Here is a 20899-nt window from a genome sequence, read left to right as displayed (position 1 = left end):
TCTGGCCGGTTGGGACAGGCCAGCTGGTGCCCGGGTGGGTCGGCTGCACGCGTTCTGATACTGGGGCGGCCGTCGTTGGCTGTTTTCCGGGGGTGCGGCGCGAGCCGGCGGGGGCAGGCGGCCCGGCGGGGCCCGGTGTGCGGGTCTTGCGAGCGGGAGAGCGAGTTTCGGCGGGGTAAGGGGAGGAGTCTTCGCCGCAGATGACGGTGACCGATTCGGAGCAGCGGGTGATCGCCACGTGGAACACTCTCCTTTCTTCTTCGAGGTCTTCGGCGAGGATGTGGGGCATGAGCCCTTCTGTGGCGTCGTAGACGATCACATGGGGCCATTCGAGCCCTTTGACCTTGTGTACGGTTGCCAGCCGCACCCCTCCCGGTGTGTTCTCGGCCGGTTCTGAGAGATGTTGCGTGAGCCAGTGGGCGAACCCGGCGGGCCGGGGGTGTAGGCCGGCGACGGAGATGAGGGCGCGAAGGTCGTCGCCGTGTGATGGGCGGTTCGCTGTGTGGCGGGAAGCGTCGAGCCGTTCTTCGAGCGCTTCGCCCAGGCCGATGTCGTCGCGGACCGCTTCGAGCAGCCGGGCGGTTGTGGTGGCGGGTCTGGCGGCGAGGTGGCGGAGGGCGGAGATGTCGCCGGCCAGCTTGTTGATCTTGTAGGCCGCTTCGGGGTTGTCGAGATGTTCGGCCAGCTCGCGGAGCTGTTCCGCTGTGCGCTGCTGGGCCGCCATTCGGACCAGATCGGGCGGGATGCTCCGCGGGGGCGGCGGGCGATGATCTCCATGGTGTCCGGTCCGACCCTGTCGGCTGCGGTGGCCGCTTCGACCCAGGCGAGAGCGGCGGCCACTCCGTTGCGGGACAGGAATGGGGGGCCCACGGGCCGGTCCGAGGGGACTCCCATGTCAGCCAGGGCGAGCTGGGGTGCGAGCAGGGTGCTGTTGACCCGGCTGAGGACGGCGATGTCGCCTGGCTGGGCGCCCCGGCCCAGCAGACGCTCGATGTGGGGTCTCACCTGCAAGGCCGGGTCTTCGGCGGTCTTTGCGCGGATGGCGGGGCCGTCGGGGCTGTTGCGGGGACGCTGCTCGAGTCCGGGGCGGGCCGCTATCCGCTTGTCGAGGCGGTCGGCGTTGTGCGACAGGAGGCTCACGGCCGCGTCCACGACTTCTGGGGGGCATCGGTAGTTGACGTGCAGGTCGTGGCGGGCGGCGCGGGGGAAGTATTGGTCGTAGTCGATGAGCCACCGGGGCGACGCCCCCGAATACCCGTAGATTGTCTGGTCGTCGTCGCCGACGGCGAACACGTCGGCCCGAGGCCCGGCGAGGAGACGGACCAGCAGCAGATGGGCGGGCGTGAGGTCTTGGAACTCGTCGACGAGCATCACCGAGCACACTCGGCGGGCTGCAAGGCGGGCGTGCGGGTCAGCGAGCAGTACCTCTATCGCCCGGATTATCTGATGGTCGAAATCGACGAGGCCCCGCTCGCCGAGGAGGTCGGCATATGCCGCGGCGACCGCGGCGAACCCGTCGGCATCGGGGTCGTATTCAGCTTCAACCGAGGACGGGTCGCGCAGCCCGAGGCGAGTAGCGGCGAGGGCGTCGATGTAGGGGCCGATTCGGTCCACCATCGCCCTGTGGGGCGCCGGGGGCACAAGGCCGTCCAGCAGATCCCGCACTTCGCGTTCCGCAGCCGTTCTGACCCTCTCGAATCCGCGGGGGCGGGCGAACGGCCCCACCCGTTGCAGATGGCCAGCCCCAGGCTGTTGAGCGTCCGCACCTGCAAGCCGCCCACATCGGAGAGCCTGTCTTGCATCTCCTCCTGTGCCCGCTTGTTGTAGGCCACCAGACACACCGCCTTCGGGTCGACGCCGAGGCCGCGCACCAAGTGGCGGGCCCTCTCGGTCAGGACCCGTGTCTTGCCGGACCCGGCCGGAGCGACGATGCGAGCGCCGCCGCCGATATGGGCGACCGCAGCCATCTGGTCTGCGGCCAGCTCGGCCTCGGGATCTGACGGGAAGATCGGGACGAGGCTGCCGACGGCGAGGTTCGCCGCGGGCACCACCCCGACCCGCCCGTCGCCAGCCTCGTCTTGGCCGGCCTGTAGGTCTTCGGCTGCGAACGGCGCGAGCGGGCCTCCGTCGCACCAAATGGGCCAGCCGGACGGCGACACAGCGTCCCCCGGGTTTTCGGGAGGCGACCGGCGGGCGCCGAGGTGGACCGCCTGCACCAGCGGGGCGAACCTGGGATCGGCGGCATTGCGGGCGTCGACGGCGTTCGACTCGGCCAGGAACCGCAGCGACTCGCCGCCGATATTGAATTTCGCGTCGAGCTCCCACCAGCGGAGGTTCCTCGACCAGTCGGAGTCGGGCAGGCCGCCGCCTTCGGCGACCTCGATGACAAACGGCTCCCGAGCAGCCCAGGCGTCCCGCAACTTTGGGCCGGACGACATCTCCAACCCGGACCCTGCGGCACCCATCCCACCCCTCTGGTGCGGGCTGGCCGGCCCAGACGATGACGCTTCGGCCCAGGCAGGCAGGGCCCCGCAGATCGCCGGCCGTCGGCCTGCCTGCCGGGCTCGCTGCGCTGTGCGTCACGGGCGATGAAACATACCAGCGGCCTATGACAACTCTCGGTCAGGCCGCGCACGACCCCGCACTCGTTGCCGCTGAGCGTCGATACCGACTAAAGGATCGCAGGCCCTGCCATCGCCGCCCTAGTCGAGCCGAAGCGGGCCGACCCCTCGTGCAAGAACGGCCGAAAGCCTTTCGTCGGCGGTGGGATCGCCGTAGTTGAGACCGTCGCTGGTATGTCCTGCCAGGGGGTGCGGGGAGCGCAGATGCCTTCCCTCCTTCCGTCAGCTGGCAACTCCAGCCGGGCTGGCTAACGCCAGAAGCCCCCGTAGAGCAGATCCCCGGCGACCTGGACCAAAGTGCGGAAGGACTCCCATGATCTTCCTGCGATTTGGATCAGATCAGCCGGGTTGCAGCGACCCGGAGTGTTGAGACGCTCCTGGCGCTAGAAGCTCCAGTCGATGAGGGTTCCAGTCGAGACTTCTACGATCGCCCAGCCGATCCAGCTCAAATCCCCATTCATTGATCTGAGCTGGGAAGGCGGGACGCTGGAGTCGGCGATTCGCGCAAGTCGCAAGTCTGCGCTGTCGGGGTCTTCGAAGCCGGCACTCCGTAACGCGCCCTCGCGTTCGTCCCAGTGGTCCTCGAATATCTTTTCGATGCGGCGTATCTCGGTCAGCAACCTCATGGCCTGGGATTTGCACTTGAGGTTGGAGCCATAAGCCATAAGGCCGCCCCCTGGCGGCGCGATCACCTTGTCGCCGACTTGTGTGGCGACGTTCGTGTTCTTGCTGCGCAGCACTTTTCTCTGCTCGTCGGTGAGCGTGCTTCCTTTGACGCCGGGCGCGGTGTAGCGCTCCAACGCTTCGGGCCAATTCGAGTCGATGATGTTCAGCAGGTCGACATCGCACCAGCCGAAATCGCAGGGATCGCTGTCGTTTGGGTGCTTCCTGACGTCGAGGAATTACGCGTCGAGGGGTTGGACGAACACGAACAGCAAGTCGCCTGTGCGCCGCACATGCCGTTCGCTAAGGGCGGATTTTGCTCCGAGATGGAAATGATGGATGCCGAAATCGCTCGGCAGCCTGTCTTTGAAACCGGCGTCGGCCGCCTTCCTGCTAAGGAACTCTGCGAGGTCGCCTCCCGCTTCGAAGCGGCTCTTGATGGCCTCGATCGCGGTCCCATAGCGGCCGTCTAGCGTCCCCAGTGCGGCGCGGAGCTCAGCCGAGAAATGCACACGGCGCGGGCCCGGCACGATCACCTTGTCGAAGTGATAGAGATACCGCTCCAGCAGGTCCGCAGGACTTGGCGACTCGCCTCGTTCGTGCCGGATGCCCTCCTTGTCGAAATACTGCTCGATCTCATCAGCCAGATCGCTCACGAAATCGGGGCGACGCGCCAATGCAGCCTACCGACAGAACTGGGGAACTCGAGACGATATGAACCCCCGCGGCATAACCCAGGCTGTGTGGCGCAGTCCTGGAGAACTCGCAGGGCAAGGTGGTGCCTGCGTGATGAGAGACGAGTGGCTGCTGGGCTCTAGCTTGCTGTTCGTGAGAACAACCCGGATGACCATGGCGGCAGCGGCTTTCGCGGCGCTCATTGCGTTCGCCTGCGGCACCAGCGACGACACCGGCGCGCCCGATCCGACCGCCTTGCCTGTCACTGCCACCGCCGCCGACACCGCCGATGTTGACCAGCCCGCCTCTGCGACTCCAAGTGCTGCCCCAACACCGGGCGCTGTTGCCCCCGCAACCCCGTCATCCACTGCTACCCCCGCGCCAGCCCAGCCGACCGCTGCGCCCACCGCGTCTCCCGCCGCGACAGCACCGATCCCGACCGCAGAGCCAACCGAGGGGGCGACTGCCCCTACAGCCGCCCCCTCGACGCCTGTTCCGGCCACACCTTCGGCAGCGGCTATCCCCTCGACTGGTTCAACAGCGCTGGGCGTTCTCGACAGTCTGTCTGTCGAGCCTGAGTACGGGGGATCAGGCTACGAGCGGTCCGATTTCGAGCATGACCGAGGGTATCTGTGCAACGCGTCAGGCGTAGACCCCTACACGGGGGTCGCTTTCGATGCCTCCACCTGCGACGTCGACCACATCGTCGCCGCTCAAGAAGCATTCGAGTCAGGAGGGTGGGAGTGGAACGCCGCCCGCCGCCAGTCGTTCGGCAACGATGCTCTGAACCTCGTGGCGACACGCGACTGCGTCAACCGATCCAAGGGTTCGCGGGACATGGCTGAATGGTCCGGGCGGATCGGCAGCGGAACATGTCAAGGGCTTATGACAACTGCACAGGGCCGCTGCTTCATGGCCTGGAAGACGGTCGAGGTAAAAGCCGCATTCGACCTGTCGGTAGACCAAGCCGAGAAGAACGCGTTGGAACAGGTGCTCCAGGCCTGCCCCGCCGACGGGCCCATGCAGCCGTCAGGCCCCTCCAGCCTCCAAACAGAGCCGATCCAACCGCCGCCAACGGAAACAGCCGCCGAGACAACAAGCGTCTCGGACTGCCATCCCGCCTACAGCCCGTGCCTGCCCAGCCTGTCTGGCGATGCCTTGAACTGCGGCGACCTCACATCAGACCAGAAGCCCGTCACCGTTCTAGTCCCGGGCGTAGACCCCTACCGGCTAGACCGCGACGGCGACGGTGGAGCCTGCACGTCGTAACCCCTGTTTCGCACAAGAGGACCGCCATGGACATATACAGATTTCGGAGCGTCGACAACTTGCTGGGCGAGCACAGAGAGCTTCAGTAGAGCGGCCAGCGAAGCGACCGCAAGTCGCGGATGCGCCGGCGCCAAGCTCAGCCGCGCTCGTGGGCACAGGGCCGCGTGTCTTCATCGAGGCCCATCATCCCTGTCGCTGTTCCAGGTACTGCGCCCACCGGTCCATTAGCTTTCGGCGCTTGGCGAACGCGTCGCCGCGGATGTATGCCTGCTGCACCGAGTCGCCCAGGCTGTGGGCTAAAGCCGCCTCGCACACCGCCCAGGGCGTGTCTGTCTCCTCCAGCGCCCAGGTGCGGAATGATGCCCGGAAGCCGTGGACGGTTGCCCGGTCGGCGAGCCCGACATCGCGAAGGATTTTCGTCAGGGTCATGTTGCTGAGCGGATGTCCCGGTTTGAGCGGCGACGGGAAGACCAGATCGGAGCCGTCGTGGTGGTCTTTGGCCTGATCCAGCACGGCCATTGCGGCCTCCGACAGCGGAACCCGGTGCTCGCTCGCTGCCTTCATCCGCTCTGCTGGTATCCGCCACTCGCAGGCCCCGAACTCGATCTCGTCCCAGGTTGCGTTCCGGGCCTCGCCGGAGCGGGCCGCGTTCAACACCAAGAACCGCAAGCACAGCTTGGCCGAAGGCGACGCCTTGGTCTGGTCCACGACGGCGAGCGCGTCGGCGACCTCGAAATAGGGCAGCGACCGGAAATGCGACTGCACCTTGGGCATCGGCGGCAGAGCGCCGTCGATCACCTCTCCGGCGACGTTGAACACGACGTAGCCGTGCGCCATCGCCCAGCGCAGCACGGCCCGGATTCTCTGGCGGACCTTGCGGGCCGTCTCGGGGCGGGTGGTCCAGATCGGGGTCAGAGCCCCCAGCACGTCGGACTGGGTGATGCGGTCCACCCTCATGTCGCCGATCACCGGGAAAGCGTGGTTCTCAAGCGACCTCCACCACAGACTCGCCTGGCGCTCGCCCCTCCACCGCGGCCGGTTCGCCTCGAGCACCGCCTTGGCCGCCTCTCGGAAAACGGGGGCCTCGCCCCGGCGGTTGTCGGCAACGGGATCGCGACCGTCGGCGGCGGCGGTGCGGTGCTCCAGAGCCTTGCGGCGGGCATCGACAAGGCTCACCTCCGGCCAGCCGCCCAGACCCATGTCGCGTCGCCGCCCGTCCACAGTGAGGCGCAAAAACCAAGACTTGGACCCGGTGTTGGTCACGCGAAGGTGCAAGCCCTGCCCGTCGTGATATTTCCCCGGCCCGGCTGCCTTGACCTTCGCAGCGGTGAGATGTCCCATCCTGTCCTCCAATCCGTCCCACAATCTGTCCCACACTTTTGGCGGGATTGTGCAGTTAAGCCTGGGAACAGTGTACCACCACGAAGCGACAAAACCCTGGATACGCTGGGACTTCGGGCACTAGCGGGGGCATTCGGAAAAGCCCGGCAACATCAAAAAGCGCCCCCGGCAGGATTCGAACCTGCGACCTGATGATTAGAAGTCATCTGCTCTGTCCGGACTGAGCTACAGGGGCGGGCTGGCGCATTGGCCGGTCGTTTCGAGTGTATTGCGCGACAGGTTTAGGGTCGCGACGGGTTTGGATGGCGTATCAGACCCTCCGTTTCTGGACTGGAGGGCTGACCGGGCTTGACGGTGTAACTTTGCCTGCCATGTCATTGACGGTTAGGGGTCACCTATGCCTCATCGCCACCGCGCTGATCGCGATTGCTTGTGGCAGCGGCGACGAATCCACCACACAAGATCTCACCCCTGAACCCGTCGTGGTCACTGCTATTGCTACTCAAACCCCCGCTCCTACTGTCTCTGGAGTTGCCAGTGCACAATCGACAGATCCAACTGTTGCCCCCGAAACTGCAATCCCCACCGAGGCTGTCAAGCCCATCACCCCTCCCTCACCAAAAACACCAGGCAACAACCCACACAGCGAACCGACCGTCAACCCACAGCCATCAGGTTTGGCTTGCTATGGACTGTACATAAGCGGCTGGGAAGACATGATCGACCCAGACGCAGCAATGGGGTTCCCCACGCTGGAAGAAGCCGCGACCGACTGGTGGCAGAACTCATCCCAAGCCCGTTGGTGGCACCAACGAGACGGATCATCGAGCATAAGCGCAGAAGACCTCACCCAATCCCCGCCCACCAGCCGACCCAAAGCACGAGGCAGCGCAGCATCGGGCATCAACGACGATGACCAACCCCAACCTCCCCCCACAGCGATCTACTACCGCGATGACAGAGGAAATGCCCAAATCGTCATCGACGGGATGCAGCTAGCCGACGAGAACTGGGTTATCTATCGTGGCGAGTTCTGCTCGTACATGGAGAATTGACAACAAGACCATCCCACCCACAGCCCGTGCCTTCCCAACCTTGCTGGTGACGCTCACAACCGTGGTGACCTCACCGCAGACCAGAAGCCAGTTTGAACCAACAGTGAAGATGTGTGCGGGGCGGGTCGGCGCGCATTACCGCGGGCCTTGTTGATCGGCTCACGCTGAACCGTGGGCGGTGCTGAGAGTGCCAAATTTACCCAAAAGGGGATCGTGGAAGAGCGTCAGTATCACTGTGATGGCGGTAGCGTCGAAGGATGGCTGATTCTGAGATTCTCACTTCCGGAAGGGGTGTCGCCTATGTACGAACTACGGAGGAGCGGTTTGGCGGGCTGGGCGACTATCCGTATGAGCCGCGCTATGTCGAGGTGGATGGGTTGCGGATGGCCTATGTGGTGGCCGAGCCCGATCGGCCGGGCGAAGATACCAACACGTTTTTGCTGCTGCACGGGGAGCCCACCTGGGGGTACCTGTACCGCAAGATGATCCCCTCGCTGGTGGTGGCTGGGTACCGGGTTGTGGTTCCCGATTTGATCGGGTTTGGTCGCTCGGACAAGCCCATCGAGCGAGCGCCCTACACCTATGCGAACCACGTGGAGTGGATGAGGCAGTTCTTGGCTGCCACCGCCACAGAGCGGGGCGGCGGGCCGCTGCATCTGTTCGGTCAGGACTGGGGCGGGCTCATCGGGCTGCGAGTGGCCGCCGAGAACCCAGATCTGATCGACCGGCTGATTCTGGCCAACACCGGCCTGCCCGAGGGCCAATCGCCGGGGGCGGGCTTTGAGTTCTGGCTCCAGTTCAGCCAGGACGTGGAGTTTCTGGACTGCGGCCGACTGGTGGACAACGCCACGGCCACCGAGCTGAGCGAAGCTGCTCAAGAGGCCTACCGGGCGCCGTTTCCCGAAGAGCTCTACATGGCCGGGGCCCGCCATTTCCCGATGCTGGTGCCGATCTCCCCCGATGACCCCGCCGTTCCCGCCAACCGGGCGGCCTGGAATGTACTGGAGCAGTGGACCAAGCCGGTGCTCACCCTGTGGGCCCCCGACGATCCCGTGCTGGGCAACGGGCAGGCGGCGTTCACCGAGCGGATTCCCGGGGCCGCGGGCCAGCCCCATGCCCAATTCCGCCCGGCCAGCCACTTCATCCAAGAGGACCAGGGCCCCGCGCTGGCCGAAGCCATCGTCGCTTGGCTGGGCTGAGCACGCTTCGCTGCGGACTCCAAACAGTTTCCCCGGACGGCAAAACCGGCCCTAGACTGACCGGGCCGTGCGGGCCGTAGCTCAGTCAGGTTAGAGCGCCGGGTTGTGGTCCCGGAGGTCGGGGGTTCAAATCCCCTCGGTCCGCCCAACAAGCCCCTCTAGCTCAACTGGCAGAGCAACGGACTCTTAATCCGCAGGTTCTGGGTTCGAATCCCAGGGGGGGTACCGAGGTCTGCCGGAATGAGGCTAGGCGGCTGCCCGCCTGGGGAACCCTGGAGCCCGGCTCGGACTAGACCCATCAGTTTCGGCTATTCCTGGTCGCGGTCTCCCCAGCATTTCGTGGTGCCGTCGGCTCTGGTGGCGCAAGAGTAGTTGTGGACGGCGCGTACGCCGATGAAGGTGCCAGCGGGAGCATCGAGTTGCCCGTGGCTGTTGTCGCCCCAGCATTTGACAACGCCGTCGTTTCTTAAGCCGCATCTATGACTCCAGCCAGTGGAAATGATGGTGAACACACCCTCGGGGGCATCGATCTGCCCAAAATCGTTCCATCCCCAGCAGTCAATAGTGCCGTTACTTCGCAAGCCGCAATAGCTTGCTCCCATTGGACTTAGGCTGACATAAGCCGAACGCTCCACATCCGCATCTGAGCGGTCAGTGGGGCACTCATCGGGGGGAGGCCATCCCAGAAACCAGATGTGGGCGCAGCCCAGCCTCGAATAGTCAGAGCAGATGTAGCTCATTATTGAGCAGTCCAGAGGATGATCCAGCTTGAACACTGAATGGCCGATCTCATGCAAGACAGTGTTTTCGTAACTATCAGCCAGTCCTTGCAGGTCGTAGCCGCTGGGAAAGCAAATGCCATCGACGACCAGGTCCCGAAACCGGTAAGGCGTGTCTCGGCCAGGACAAGACTCCGCGTGCCGGGCCTCAAGCGTATTGACCACGGCAAAGGAAATATTGTTCGACCCGAAGGCGTAGCCGCTGGCAAAATCGCCCGCCTTAGCGCCTACCAGCACCAACACATCGCGGACATCTCCCCACTCCTCGATCTCCTCCTCACACGGATGAGAACCCACCTCACTACGCCAGGTGTCCAGCAGGATCTCGTTCCAATCCACATCCGGGGAAATAACCGCCGCCGGAATCAAGCGAAGACTCACCAAGCCCGATGACTGCCGGGCGAAGAACTGGGCCACGTTGTTCATCTCTTCGACTTCTCGCGCCAAATCGTCGTCGGAGTATCCCCAACTCTCAGATGCGCAATAGAACACATGGACATCAAGGGAACCGGTAAACGGCCGCCGGGTATGGCCCCAGCACTCAACAGTCTGGTCGGTTCGGTACCCGCACGAATGCAAATAGCCAGCCGACACCGACAAGAACTCCCCAGCCGGCGATGCCGTCTGCCCCGAACCTCTATCGCCCCAGCACACCACCGTGCGATCGGCCCGCACCCCGCACGAATGGCCGTTGCCAGCCGACACCGACAAGAACTCCCCGGCCGGCGATGCCGCCTTCCCTGAGCCTCTATCGCCCCAGCACGCCACCGTGCGATCGGCCCGCACCCCGCACGAATGGCCGTTGCCAGCCGACACCGATAAGAACCGCCCGCCCGGTGCATAAGACAGCCAACCCCAACAAACCGCCGTCCGGTCGACCCGCAGCCCACACGAATGCCAATCGCCCGCCGACACCGACAAGAACTCCCCGGCAGGCGCAGCGGCCTGACCGATGTGGTCGCCCTCCCAGTCCTCGTCCGACCCCCAGCACACAAGGGAACGATCGGCTCGCAGGCCACACGAATGCAACTGGCCTGCTGACAGCGCCAGAAATTCCCCATCGGGCGCGTCTAACCGTCCAAAATCGCTATCGCCCCAGCACACGATGGTGCCAGCGGACCGAAGTCCGCACGAATGGCCGTTGCCAGCCGACACTGCGGCGAACTCACCCTCAGGGGTGTTCAACTGTCCGTAACCGTTGCCGCCCCAACAGAAGGCAGTCCGATCAATCCGAAGGCCGCACAAGTGACTATTCCCGATCGAGAGTTGCTCAATCTGCCCGTCGGCCGATTCCGGCAGCACGTCAAGTTCGTCTCGGCTGCCCCAGCACACCGATTCGTTGTCGGTCCGCAGAGCGCATGTGTGGTGTTTGCCAGCAGAGATCGCCGCGAACTCCCCCTCAGGCGATGTGGCCTGCCCGTCGTCGTCGCTGCCCCAGCACACCGCAGTGCCGTCGGCCAGCAGCCCGCACGAATAGCGGTCACCAGCCGATACCGCGGCGAATTCCCCGGCGGGCGGTGTCGCCTGACCGTCGTCGTCGCTGCCCCAGCACACCGCAGTGCCGTCGGCCAGCAGCCCGCACGAATGGCGGTCACCAGCCGATACTTCGGTGAATTCCCCTTCCGGTGGCGCCGTCTGCCCGTAGAGGTCGCTGCCCCAACAGCGAATCGTCCGATCGGTCCGCAGGCCGCAGGTGTGGGAGTCTCCTGCTGCAATGGCGGTGAACCGGCCTTGCGGCGGTGTCGCCTGTCGGGCCCAGTCGTCGCCCCAGCACACCGCGGACTGGTCCAACCGCAACCCGCACGAATGCTGCCCGCCGGCCGACACCGCCCAGAACCGACCGTCGGGCACCGTGGCCTGCCCGGAGATGTCGTCGCCCCAGCATTCGACGGTTAGTTCGGCCCGCAGTCCGCACGAATGCGAGCCGCCGGCCGAGACCGACAAGAACTCCCCGGCAGGCGCGGTTGCCTGGCCGTAGTCATTTCTGCCCCAGCAATCGACGGTGCCGTCGGCCAACAGGCGGCACGAATGGACCCCTCCCGCCGACACCGGACCGGGCTGCGGCTCGGGAACCTCGAGTTGGCCGGAACCGCCGTAGCCCCAGCACACCACCGAGCTGTCTACCCGCAACCCGCACGAATGCCAACCGCCGGCCGACACCGACAAGAACTCCCCGGCAGGCGCGGTTGACCGCCCGATGTGATCGCCATCCCAGTCCTCGTCCGAACCCCAGCACACCGCGGTGTGGTCTACCCGCACCCCGCACGAATGATCACCGCCGGCCGACACCGACAAGAACGCCCCATCAGGCGATTCCGCCTCCCCCGAGCTGTTATAGCCCCAGCACACCACCGAGCGATCGGCCCGCAACCCGCACGAATGGCCGTTGCCCGCCGACACCGACAAGAACCGCCCGCCTGGTGAATAGGACAGCCAACCCCAACAAACCGCGGTCCGGTCGGCCCGCACCCCGCACGAATGCCAACCGCCAGCCGACACCGACAAGAACTCCCCGGCAGGCGCAGCGGCCTGACCGATGTGTTCGCCATCCCAATCCTCATCCGACCCCCAGCACACCGCCGTGCCGTCGGCCCGCACCCCGCACGAATGCCGAACGCCAGCCGACACCGACAAAAACGCCCCATCAGGCGCACCAGCCTGCCCAAACTCGTCGCTACCCCAACACACCGCCGCGCCGTCAACCCGCACCCCGCACGAATGCCAAACGCCGGCCGACACCGACAAGAACTCCCCGGCAGGCGCACCAGCCTGCCCGTGGTAGTCGCTGCCCCAACACACGATGGCAGCACCCCCGTGGACTCGGCACACATGACCGCTGCCGGCCGAAACCAGTTCGACTTGCTGATCAGCGGTCGCGGACAGCCTTTCGATTTCGCCCTGGCGGCCCCAGCACACTGATTCCATATCGATTCGCAGGGCGCAGGTGTGGCGCTTGCCGGCCGAAATAGCAGTGAACTCCCCAGCAGGAGGCGAAGCCTGCCCGTCGTCATCGCTGCCCCAGCACACCGCGGCGCCGTCGACCCGCAACCCGCACGAATGGCGGCCACCAGCCGAAATATCGGAGAACTCCCCGGCGGGCGACGTGGCCTGCCCGTCGTCATCGCTGCCCCAGCACACCGCGGCGCCGTCGACCCGCAACCCGCACGAATGGCGGCCACCAGCCGAAATATCGGAGAACTCCCCGGCGGGCGACGTGGCCTGCCCAAAGATGTTGTAGCCCCAACAGCTGATGGTGTGGTCGGTTCGCAGACCGCACGTATGGGAGTCGCCAGCTGCGACCGCGGTGAACCTCCCTTGCGGCGGCGTCGCCTGTCGGGCCCAGTCGTCGCCCCAGCACACCGCGGACTGGTCCAACCGCAACCCGCACGAATGCTGCCCGCCGGCCGACACCGCCCAGAACCGACCGTCGGGCACCGTGGCCTGCCCAGAGATGTCATCGCCCCAGCACTCGACCACAAGATCGGCCCGCAGTCCGCACGAATGCGAGCCGCCGGCCGACACCGACAAGAACTCCCCGGCAGGCGCGGTCGACTGCCCATAGTCATTTCTGCCCCAGCACTCGACGGTGCCGTCGGCCAACAGGCGGCACGAATGACCCCCGCCAACCGACACCGGGCCGGGCTGCGGCTCGAGAACCTCGAGTTGACCGGAACCGCCGTAGCCCCAGCACACCACCGAGCTGTCGGCTCGCAACCCGCACGAATGCCAACCGCCAGCCGACACCGACAAGAACTCCCCGGCAGGCGCAGCGGCCTGACCGATGTGGTCGCCCTCCCAATCCTCATCCGACCCCCAGCACACCGCCCCGCCGTCTACCCGCACCCCACACGAGTGGTTGTTGCCAGCCGACACCGACAAAAACGCCCCATCAGGCGATTCCGCCTCCCCCGAGCCGTTATAGCCCCAGCACACCGCTGTGCGATCGGCCCGCACCCCGCACGAATGACCGTTGCCAGCCGACACCGATAAGAACCGCCCGCCCGGCGCAAAAGACAGCCAACCCCAACAAACCGCCGTCCGGTCGACCCGCAGCCCGCACGAATGCCAATCGCCCGCCGACACCGACAAGAACTCCCCGGCAGGCGCAGCGGCCTGACCGATGTGGTCGCCCTCCCAGTCCTGGTCCGACCCCCAACACACCGCCGTTCGGTCGGCCCGCAACCCGCACGAATGCCGAACGCCCGCCGACACCGACAAGAACTCGCCGGCAGGCGCACCAGCCTGCCCAAACTCGTCGCTACCCCAACACACAATGGTGCCAACGGCCCGCAGCCCGCACGAATGCCAAAGGCCGGCCGACACCGTGGCAAACTCACCCTCAGGAGTGTTCAACTGTCCGTAACCGTTGCTGCCCCAACACACCGCCGCTCCGCCCTCCAGCAATCGACATGAATGAAAGCCGCCGGCCGACACCGAGTCAGACGGTGGTACCGGGGCCCCAGCCCGCAGCACCCCCACCGCACCGTCGTCCAACACCAGATAACAGCCGATGGAATCGTGATACCCCCACCGAACCTGCGCCAGCACCTCCGACCCATCCGCCGACTTCGCCACACCCACCGGCTGCTGCCCGAACCGATGAACCCCGAAACACCGATCAGCAGCTGCGCCATCTCCCGCAGCTGCCCCCGATGACGGCGGCAGGCCCGAAGCCCGCAGCGCCCCCACCGCACCGTCGTCCAACACCAGAAAACAGCCGATGGAATCGTGATACCCCCACCGAACCTGCGCCAGCACCTCCAACCCATCCGCCGACTTCGCCACACCCACCGGCTGCTGCCCGAACCGATGAACCCCGAAACACCGATCAGCAGCCCCATCAGCCAAAACCACACTTGAAGAAATAGCCAACCCCACCACGGCCAATCCCATAACGACCGCCACCACCGTCGCTGTTTTCAGCACAGAGAGCATCCGGCAACCGTATTGCCAGCAGTGGCCGCCGACACAGGCAACCGCTCGCTCATCGTGCTACAGTGACACTGTTCCGCATTGCGGTACTGGTCCACAGTATGGAACCCGCCCTGGGGTCCAGCACCACAGAAGGAGTGTGTCGAATGACTGACACGCCCGAGATCGACGACATCGATCTGTCGAGTCTGAACGACGAAGACCTGTGTGCTCAGATGCACGACGATCTTTACGACGGCCTCGCCGAAGAGATTGACGAGGGCACCAGAATCTTGCTGGACCGGGGCTGGCCGGCCGACAAGGTGCTGGATGTGGCCCTGGTGGAGGGAATGCGCATCGTGGGAATCGACTTCCGCGACGGCATCTTGTTCGTGCCCGAGGTACTGCTGGCCGCCAACGCCATGAAGGCAGGCATGGCCATCTTGCGCCCGCTGCTGGCCGAGACCGGGGCCGAGCCCATCGGCAGCGTGGTGATCGGCACGGTCAAAGGCGACATCCACGACATCGGCAAGAACCTGGTGGCCATGATGCTGGAGGGGGCCGGGTTCGAGGTGACCGACCTGGGGATCAACACCGATGTGGAGGAGTTCATCGCCGCGCTCGACGAGCATCAGCCCGACATCTTGGGAATGTCGGCGCTGCTCACCACCACCATGCCCTACATGAAGGTGGTCATCGACACACTGGTGGACAAGAGCCTGCGGGAGGAATTCATAGTTCTGGTGGGCGGCGCCCCCCTCAATGAGGAGTTCGGCGAGGCCATCGGCGCCGATGCCTACTGCCGCGACGCGGCGGTGGCTGCCGAGACCGCCAAAGACCTGATAGCCGCTCGCCGAGCTGCGGTTTGACCATGGACCAACCCGACCGGGTACTGGTCGTGGCCTGCGGGGCGCTGGCCAAGGAGCTGCGCCACCTGATTGCGGCATTCGATCAGGAGGACGGCAGCGGTGGCATCGACCTGGAGTGCCTCCCGGCCAAGCTGCACAACCGCCCGGAGCTGATCCCCGAGTCGGTGCGGCAGCGGGTGCGGGCCGCCCGCGACAGATACCGCACCATCTTGGTGGGCTACGCCGACTGCGGCACCGGGGGCCTGCTCGACAAGGTGTGCCAGGAAGAAGGGGTGGAGCGCCTCCCCGGCCCACATTGCTATGAGCTCTACGCCGGGACCGAGGCCTTCACCCGGCTACAGGACCAGGAGCTGGGAACGCTGTATCTCACCGACTATCTGGTGCGGCACTTCGAGCGCCTGATTCTGGAGGGGCTGGGCATCTCGGACCACCCCGAACTGCAAGCGATCTATTTCAAGAACTACACCCGGCTGGTGCACCTGTCACAGGAGCCTGACCCCGATCTGGACCGGTTGGCTCAAAAGGCGGCCGACCTCCTGGGGCTGCGCTTCGAGAGTATTGCTACCGGCTATGGCGGTTTGATCGATGCGCTGGTAGAGATCCGGGAGCGAGCCGCGTGAGTCGGCGGCGGGGGAGTAACGGCAACCTAGTGGTGATCTGTTGGCGGGACATCCCCGCTCAGGTGAATGCAGGCTCGGGATCCTCGAAAATCCAGCGCATCCTCCCCCGCCGCTTTCAACGGGCTATCGACGAGGCCGCCATGGTGGCCGGCAAGACCCAGGCATCAGAATATGTGGGTGAATGGCGCCGGAATGTAGTGCCCGGTGACCCCAACGATCCTGAAGGCGCCGCTTTGCGGGCAGCCGAAGAGTTGGAGGCCGCGTTCCCCCGGGAGCGGCTCAAAGAATACGTGGCCGCCGGGGGCTGGGACCCCGACAACGCGACCGTAAGTCCCCAGGAGGCGACGAAGTGACCGAAACCGTTATCAGCTCGGCAACCAAGGAGGTGGTGATCGGTTTCGGCCGTCCATTCGTCATGATCGGCGAGCGGATCAACCCCACAGGGAGAAAGCTCCTCACCGAGGAGATGAAGGCCGGCGACTTCAGCCGGGTGGAGGCCGACGCTCTGGCCCAGGTGGCCGCCGGCGCCCACATGCTGGACGTGAATGCCGGCATCCCGTTGGCCGACGAGCCTGCGCTGTTGGCCAGGGCGATCAAGCTGGTGCAGTCGGTGACCGACGTGCCTTTGTCCATCGACTCCTCCATCATCGAGGCACTGGAGGCGGGCATCGCGGTGTACGACGGCAAGCCTCTGATCAACTCGGTGACCGGAGAGGATGAGGTATTGGAACGGGTGCTGCCGCTGGTAGCCCGCCATGGCGCCGCGGTAGTGGCCATCTCCAACGACGAGACCGGCATCAGCGAGGATCCCGATGTCCGATTCGAGGTGGCCCGCAAGATCGTGGAGCGCGCCGCCGACCACGGCATCCCCCGCTCCGACGTGGTGGTCGATCCTTTGGTCATGCCCATCGGGGCCATGGGAACCGCTGGCCAACAGGTGTTCCACCTGGTGCGGCGAATTCGCACCGAACTCGGCGTGAACACCACCTGCGGGGCCAGCAACGTGAGCTTCGGGCTGCCCAACCGCCACTCGATTACCGGGACCTTTCTGGCCATGGCCATGGGGGCGGGGATGACCTCGGCCATCATGAACCCCCTGCACGCCGAGGTGAAGCAGGCGGTAATGGCCGCCGACGTGCTGGCCGGCCACGATAAAGACTGCACGGCGTGGATTGCCGAGAACCGGGACCCGACTGCCGCCGGGGAGGGCGCGGCCCGCCGTCGAGGGGGACGTCGCCGGGCTGCTGTATGAGCACCGGGCCCTGCGAGCGGGTCGGGGTCGAGGCCCAAAAGTGACCATCGAGCATCGAGTGGTGTTCACCCCCAGCGGCATCGAGGCGACCGCCCCGGAGGGATCGACGGTGTTGGACGCCGCTCGAGGGGCCGGGGTGGATATCGACTCGGTGTGCGGGGGCCGGGGGCTGTGCGGCCGCTGCCAGGTCGTCCCCAGCACCGGCCAGTACGCCAAGTGGGGGTTGACCAGCTCCGACGACGCCCTGGCCGCGGCTGGTCCCACCGAGCTCGACTACCGGGGACGGCGCCCGCTGGGTCCGAGCCACCGTCTGAGCTGTCAAGCCGCCGTGCTGGGCGATGTGGTGATCGACGTTCCCCCTCAAAGCCAGGTACACCGACCGGTGGTGCGCAAGGCCATCGACTTGGGGGATATCACCGTCGACCCGGTTGTGACGCTGCACTATCTGGAACTGCCCACCGCAGAGCTGGGGGAAGAGACATCCGACGCGGAGCGGGTTGCCGACGCGCTGGCCGACCAATGGGACTTGCCCGCCGTGGAGATTCCTGCCTCCGCGCTGGCCGCGCTGTCTTCGGCTATGGCCGAGGGCAACGGGGCGGTCACCGCGGTGGTCCACACCCGTCTGCGCGAACCAGCAGACGACTGCGGCGCGGCGGCGGTTGAGCGACAGGTGCTGACGGTGCGGCCCGGCTATTGCGACGAAGCCTACGGCGTGGCGGTGGATGTGGGATCGACCACCGTGGCCGGCTATCTGCTGGACCTGGCCACCGGGGAGGTGGCTGCCACCGCGGGGCGCATGAACCCGCAGATCCGGTTCGGCGAGGACCTGATGAGCCGGGTGTCCTATGCCATGTTGAACCCCGACGGCACCGCCGAGTTGACTGCGGCGGTACGAGCAGCCATCGACGAGTTGATCGACGAGCTTTGCGAGGCCGCGGGCATCGGACGGGGCAACGTCTGCGATCTCGTGATAGTGGGCAATCCGATCATGCACCACCTGGTACTGGGCATCGACCCGACCCCGCTGGGCGCGGCCCCGTTCACCCTGGCCGTGCGCGACGGGGTATGGGCCACCGCCGCCGATATCGGCATCGACTTACCCGGCGCTGCCCTCTATATGGGACCGTGCATCGCCGGGCACGTGGGGGCCGACGCAGTGGCCGCCATGCTGGCCGAGGGGCCGCACCGCTCGGCCAGTCCACAGCTCCTCGTGGACGTGGGCACCAACGCCGAGATCATCCTCGGCGACGGTCGTCGGGTTTGGGCCGCCTCCAGCCCCACCGGTCCGGCGTTCGAGGGGGCGCAGCTCAGCTGCGGGCAGCGGGCCACCGCTGGGGCGATCGAGCGGGTGCGTATCGACCCCGACACCCTGGAGCCGCGGTTCAAGGTGATCGGCTGCGATCTGTGGTCCGACGACCCCGGCTTTGGCCACGCTTTGGGCTCGTTGGAGGTGACCGGGGTGTGCGGGTCGGGAATCATCGAGGTCATAGCCGAGATGTACTTGACCGGGATCATCGACCACCGGGGGGTTATCGGTGGCGAGCTGGCCGAGCGCAGCCCTCGGATCGTCGCCGATGGCCGGACTTTCTCATACGTGCTCCAGACCGAGCCGGTGGCGCTGTCGGTCACCCAGAACGATGTGCGAGCAGTGCAGTTGGCCAAAGCGGCATTGCGGGCCGGTATCGACCTGCTAGCCGAGCACGCGGGCCTTGCCGAGGTGGCCGACGTGAGGTTGGCAGGCGCGTTCGGCGCCCACATCAGCCCGGTCCACGCCATGGTGCTGGGCATGGTTCCCGACGGCCCGGTGGACGGGGTCAAGGGAGTGGGCAACGCCTCGGGGGCGGGAGCGGCCCGGATGCTGGTAGCGGGCGCCCAGAGGGCCGAGGCCGAGCAGGCCGCTCGGGAGGCAGTCAAGATCGAGACGGCCACCGAGGCGCGGTTCCAGGAGTTGTTCGTGGCCGCCATGTCGCTGCCCCATGAGACCGCGGCCAGCCCCCATCTGGCGAAGGTAGTGGATTTGCCCCCGCGCGCCTCATCCGATAGCGAGCATGCCGGAACCAGGCGGCGGCGCACGGCCCGGCAGCAAAGAGCAACCCAGGAGCAGCGATGAGCGAGCGACAAGGCAGACGCGGCGGCGGTCGGGCTGGTCGCCAGGCGGCCCGAGCAGCCAGCCAAGTGCTGGCCGCCCCCGTGCTTGAGCGGCGTTTGCCGCCGGTGGAGATCATCGACGAGGATGGCCTCGCCCAGATCGAGGAGAACGCCGAGACCATCCTGGCCGAGGTGGGCATCGCCTTCCAGGACTACCCCGATGCCCTGGACCTGTGGCGGGACGCGGGTGCCGACGTGGACGGCGAGCTGGTGCGGTTCCCTCGGGGAATGTGCCGCCAGATCGTGGCCCAAGACGCCCCCGCTGCCTACATCCAGCACGCCCGCAACCCTGAGCGCAGCGTAAGCATCGGCGGAAACACCACGGTGTTCGCCCCCAACTACGGCTCGCCGTTCGTCACCGACTTGGACCAAGGCCGGCGCTACGCCACCCTGGCCGATTTCGAGAACGTGGTGAAGCTGGCCTACCGGCTCCCCCACCTACACCACAGCGGGGGCACGGTGTGCGAGCCGGTGGACGTGCCGGTGGATGTGCGCCACCTAGACATGGTCTACGCCCACCTCCGCTGGAGCAATAAGCCGTTCATGGGCTCGGTGACCAGCGCGGAGCGCGCCGCCGACTCGGTGGAGCTGGCCCGCATTGCCTTCGGCGGCGACCTGGCCGGCCGCACGGTGATGACCTCGCTGATCAACGCCTCCTCGCCCATGCGCTGGGACTCCACCATGCTGGGGGCGGCCACCACCTACGCCCGGGCCAACCAAGCCAGCATCATCAGCCCGTTCATCCTGGCCGGGGCCATGTCGCCGGTAACGGTGGCCGGCCTGGCCGCCCAAGCCCTGGCCGAGGCCCTGTCGGGCATGGCCTACCTGCAACTGGTGCGGCCCGGCTCGCCGGTGGTGTTCGGCACCTTCGCCTCGTCGATGTCGATGGCCACCGGCGCCCCCACGTTCGGCACCCCCGAGGCCGGCCAGGCCATCTACGTCATGGCCGCGCTGGCCCGACGTTGCGGGGTGCCGTTCCGCTCCGGCGGTCAGCTCACTGCGTCGAAGGCCCCTGATGCCCAGGCGGCCTATGAGTCGGCCCATACGCTGCTGCCCACCGTCCAGGCCGGGGTCAACTTCGTGCTCCACGCCGCCGGGTGGCTGGAGGGGGGCCTGACCCTGGGCTACGAGAAGCTCATCATGGACGCCGACCAGCTCGGCGCCATGGGGGTCCACGCCCGAGGCGTCGACTTGACCGACAACGGCCAGGCCATGGAGGCGTTCCGCACCAACACCCACGGCGATCACTTCTTGGGCAACGCCCACACCCTGGCCAACTTCGAGACCGCCTTCTGGCGCTCCGAGGTGGCCGACAACAACAGCTACGAGCAGTGGTCCGAAGAGGGCTCCCTCACCGCGGCGCAGCGGGCCAACACCCGCTGGAAAGAACTCCTCGCCGACTACCAGCCACCCCCCCTCGACGACGCCATCGACGCCGAACTGCAAGATTTCATCGCCCGCCGCAAAACCGAACTAGCCAACGAGCCGGGGTGACCC

At 66.2% G+C, this 20899-nt stretch carries 15 protein-coding genes, 3 tRNA genes and 1 pseudogene; 11 read left to right on the top strand and 8 right to left on the bottom strand.

The window, feature by feature from the left end:
- From ACOOGG_RS04240 to ACOOGG_RS04220, 5 genes and pseudogenes are all read right to left on the bottom strand, one after another.
- The coding region (locus ACOOGG_RS04240; RefSeq protein WP_420432600.1) for a 3'-5' exonuclease at nucleotides 1-367 on the bottom strand (367 nt) is incomplete at its 3' end.
- Entirely contained in the window at nucleotides 316-1614 is a 1299-nt protein-coding gene (locus tag ACOOGG_RS04235) for a UvrD-helicase domain-containing protein (protein WP_420431826.1), read from the bottom strand. The genes ACOOGG_RS04235 and ACOOGG_RS04240, both read right to left, overlap by 52 nt.
- A gap of 140 nt (nucleotides 1615-1754) precedes the next feature.
- A pseudogene (locus tag ACOOGG_RS04230) lies at nucleotides 1755-1967 on the bottom strand (UvrD-helicase domain-containing protein); the annotation flags it as partial.
- Nucleotides 1968-3004: 1037 nt separating this feature from the next.
- Nucleotides 3005-3421 (bottom strand): hypothetical protein, encoded by a 417-nt coding sequence (locus ACOOGG_RS04225; protein WP_420431824.1) that lies wholly within the window; start codon nucleotides 3419-3421, stop codon nucleotides 3005-3007.
- Between the two features lie 102 nt (nucleotides 3422-3523).
- On the bottom strand, nucleotides 3524-3940 hold the full coding sequence (locus tag ACOOGG_RS04220) for a hypothetical protein (RefSeq protein ID WP_420431822.1): 417 nt from the start codon (nucleotides 3938-3940) through the stop codon (nucleotides 3524-3526).
- A 172-nt stretch (nucleotides 3941-4112) separates the two neighbouring features.
- On the opposite strand from ACOOGG_RS04220, the gene ACOOGG_RS04215 reads away from it, so the two are divergent.
- Nucleotides 4113-5228, top strand: coding sequence for a GmrSD restriction endonuclease domain-containing protein (locus tag ACOOGG_RS04215; protein WP_420431820.1), 1116 nt, complete (start codon nucleotides 4113-4115; stop codon nucleotides 5226-5228).
- A 183-nt stretch (nucleotides 5229-5411) separates the two neighbouring features.
- Here the strand turns inward: ACOOGG_RS04215 and ACOOGG_RS04210 are convergent, their stop codons facing one another.
- Both ACOOGG_RS04210 and ACOOGG_RS04205 read right to left on the bottom strand, forming a co-directional pair.
- A complete protein-coding gene (locus tag ACOOGG_RS04210) occupies nucleotides 5412-6569 on the bottom strand; it encodes a tyrosine-type recombinase/integrase (protein WP_420431818.1) in 1158 nt (385 codons plus the stop codon).
- Nucleotides 6570-6729: 160 nt separating this feature from the next.
- Nucleotides 6730-6804, bottom strand: a tRNA-Arg gene (locus ACOOGG_RS04205).
- A 481-nt stretch (nucleotides 6805-7285) separates the two neighbouring features.
- Between ACOOGG_RS04205 and ACOOGG_RS04200 the strand changes: the two genes are divergently transcribed.
- The 4 genes from ACOOGG_RS04200 (at nucleotide 7286) to ACOOGG_RS04185 (ending at nucleotide 9048) form a co-directional block, all read left to right on the top strand.
- Nucleotides 7286-7624: a hypothetical protein gene (locus tag ACOOGG_RS04200; protein WP_420432598.1), complete on the top strand. Its 339-nt coding sequence runs from the start codon at nucleotides 7286-7288 to the stop codon at nucleotides 7622-7624.
- A 257-nt stretch (nucleotides 7625-7881) separates the two neighbouring features.
- Nucleotides 7882-8823, top strand: a complete 942-nt coding sequence (locus ACOOGG_RS04195) for a haloalkane dehalogenase (RefSeq protein ID WP_420432596.1) — start codon at nucleotides 7882-7884, stop codon at nucleotides 8821-8823.
- A 70-nt stretch (nucleotides 8824-8893) separates the two neighbouring features.
- Nucleotides 8894-8971: transfer RNA gene (locus ACOOGG_RS04190), tRNA-His, on the top strand.
- A 4-nt stretch (nucleotides 8972-8975) separates the two neighbouring features.
- A tRNA-Lys gene (locus tag ACOOGG_RS04185) sits at nucleotides 8976-9048 on the top strand.
- Between the two features lie 83 nt (nucleotides 9049-9131).
- On the opposite strand, the gene ACOOGG_RS04180 is transcribed toward ACOOGG_RS04185, so the two are convergent.
- Nucleotides 9132-14537 carry a hypothetical protein gene (locus ACOOGG_RS04180; RefSeq protein WP_420432594.1) on the bottom strand — a complete coding sequence of 1802 codons (5406 nt, stop codon included), beginning with the start codon at nucleotides 14535-14537 and terminating at the stop codon, nucleotides 9132-9134.
- A gap of 143 nt (nucleotides 14538-14680) precedes the next feature.
- Between ACOOGG_RS04180 and ACOOGG_RS04175 the strand changes: the two genes are divergently transcribed.
- From ACOOGG_RS04175 to ACOOGG_RS04150, 6 genes are read left to right on the top strand one after another with little or no spacing between them, the layout of a single operon-like run.
- Nucleotides 14681-15382, top strand: coding sequence for a corrinoid protein (locus tag ACOOGG_RS04175; protein ID WP_420432592.1), 702 nt, complete (start codon nucleotides 14681-14683; stop codon nucleotides 15380-15382).
- 2 nt (nucleotides 15383-15384) lie between these two features.
- Nucleotides 15385-16002, top strand: a complete 618-nt coding sequence (locus tag ACOOGG_RS04170) for a DUF1638 domain-containing protein (protein WP_420432590.1) — start codon at nucleotides 15385-15387, stop codon at nucleotides 16000-16002.
- Nucleotides 15999-16355: a virulence factor gene (locus ACOOGG_RS04165; protein WP_420432588.1), complete on the top strand. Its 357-nt coding sequence runs from the start codon at nucleotides 15999-16001 to the stop codon at nucleotides 16353-16355. Before ACOOGG_RS04170 ends, ACOOGG_RS04165 begins: the two co-directional genes overlap by 4 nt.
- Nucleotides 16352-17254, top strand: a complete 903-nt coding sequence (locus tag ACOOGG_RS04160) for a dihydropteroate synthase (RefSeq protein WP_420432586.1) — start codon at nucleotides 16352-16354, stop codon at nucleotides 17252-17254. The genes ACOOGG_RS04165 and ACOOGG_RS04160 overlap by 4 nt, the downstream gene beginning before the upstream one ends.
- A gap of 40 nt (nucleotides 17255-17294) precedes the next feature.
- On the top strand, nucleotides 17295-19364 hold the full coding sequence (locus ACOOGG_RS04155) for an ASKHA domain-containing protein (protein WP_420432584.1): 2070 nt from the start codon (nucleotides 17295-17297) through the stop codon (nucleotides 19362-19364).
- Nucleotides 19361-20896, top strand: coding sequence for a trimethylamine methyltransferase family protein (locus tag ACOOGG_RS04150; protein ID WP_420432582.1), 1536 nt, complete (start codon nucleotides 19361-19363; stop codon nucleotides 20894-20896). The genes ACOOGG_RS04155 and ACOOGG_RS04150 overlap by 4 nt, the downstream gene beginning before the upstream one ends.
- Nucleotides 20897-20899 lie beyond the last annotated feature (3 nt).

This window comes from Candidatus Poriferisocius sp. (assembly GCF_965214065.1).
Lineage (GTDB): Bacteria > Actinomycetota > Acidimicrobiia > Acidimicrobiales > Bin134 > Poriferisocius.
Note: the sequence above shows the minus strand (reverse complement) of the source record. Positions and strands in the feature narration are given on the sequence as shown.

What these genes read in the sequence shown, in the direction of transcription:
- ACOOGG_RS04175 (WP_420432592.1), top strand. Translation starts at nt 14,681, where the DNA reads ATGACTGACACGCCCGAGATCGACGACATCGATCTGTCGAGTCTGAAC.
- ACOOGG_RS04170 (WP_420432590.1), top strand. Translation starts at nt 15,385, where the DNA reads ATGGACCAACCCGACCGGGTACTGGTCGTGGCCTGCGGGGCGCTGGCC.
- ACOOGG_RS04200 (WP_420432598.1), top strand. Translation starts at nt 7,286, where the DNA reads ATGATCGACCCAGACGCAGCAATGGGGTTCCCCACGCTGGAAGAAGCC.
- ACOOGG_RS04210 (WP_420431818.1), bottom strand. Translation starts at nt 6,569, where the DNA reads ATGGGACATCTCACCGCTGCGAAGGTCAAGGCAGCCGGGCCGGGGAAA.
- ACOOGG_RS04150 (WP_420432582.1), top strand. Translation starts at nt 19,361, where the DNA reads ATGAGCGAGCGACAAGGCAGACGCGGCGGCGGTCGGGCTGGTCGCCAG.
- ACOOGG_RS04180 (WP_420432594.1), bottom strand. Translation starts at nt 14,537, where the DNA reads ATGCTCTCTGTGCTGAAAACAGCGACGGTGGTGGCGGTCGTTATGGGA.
- ACOOGG_RS04195 (WP_420432596.1), top strand. Translation starts at nt 7,882, where the DNA reads ATGGCTGATTCTGAGATTCTCACTTCCGGAAGGGGTGTCGCCTATGTA.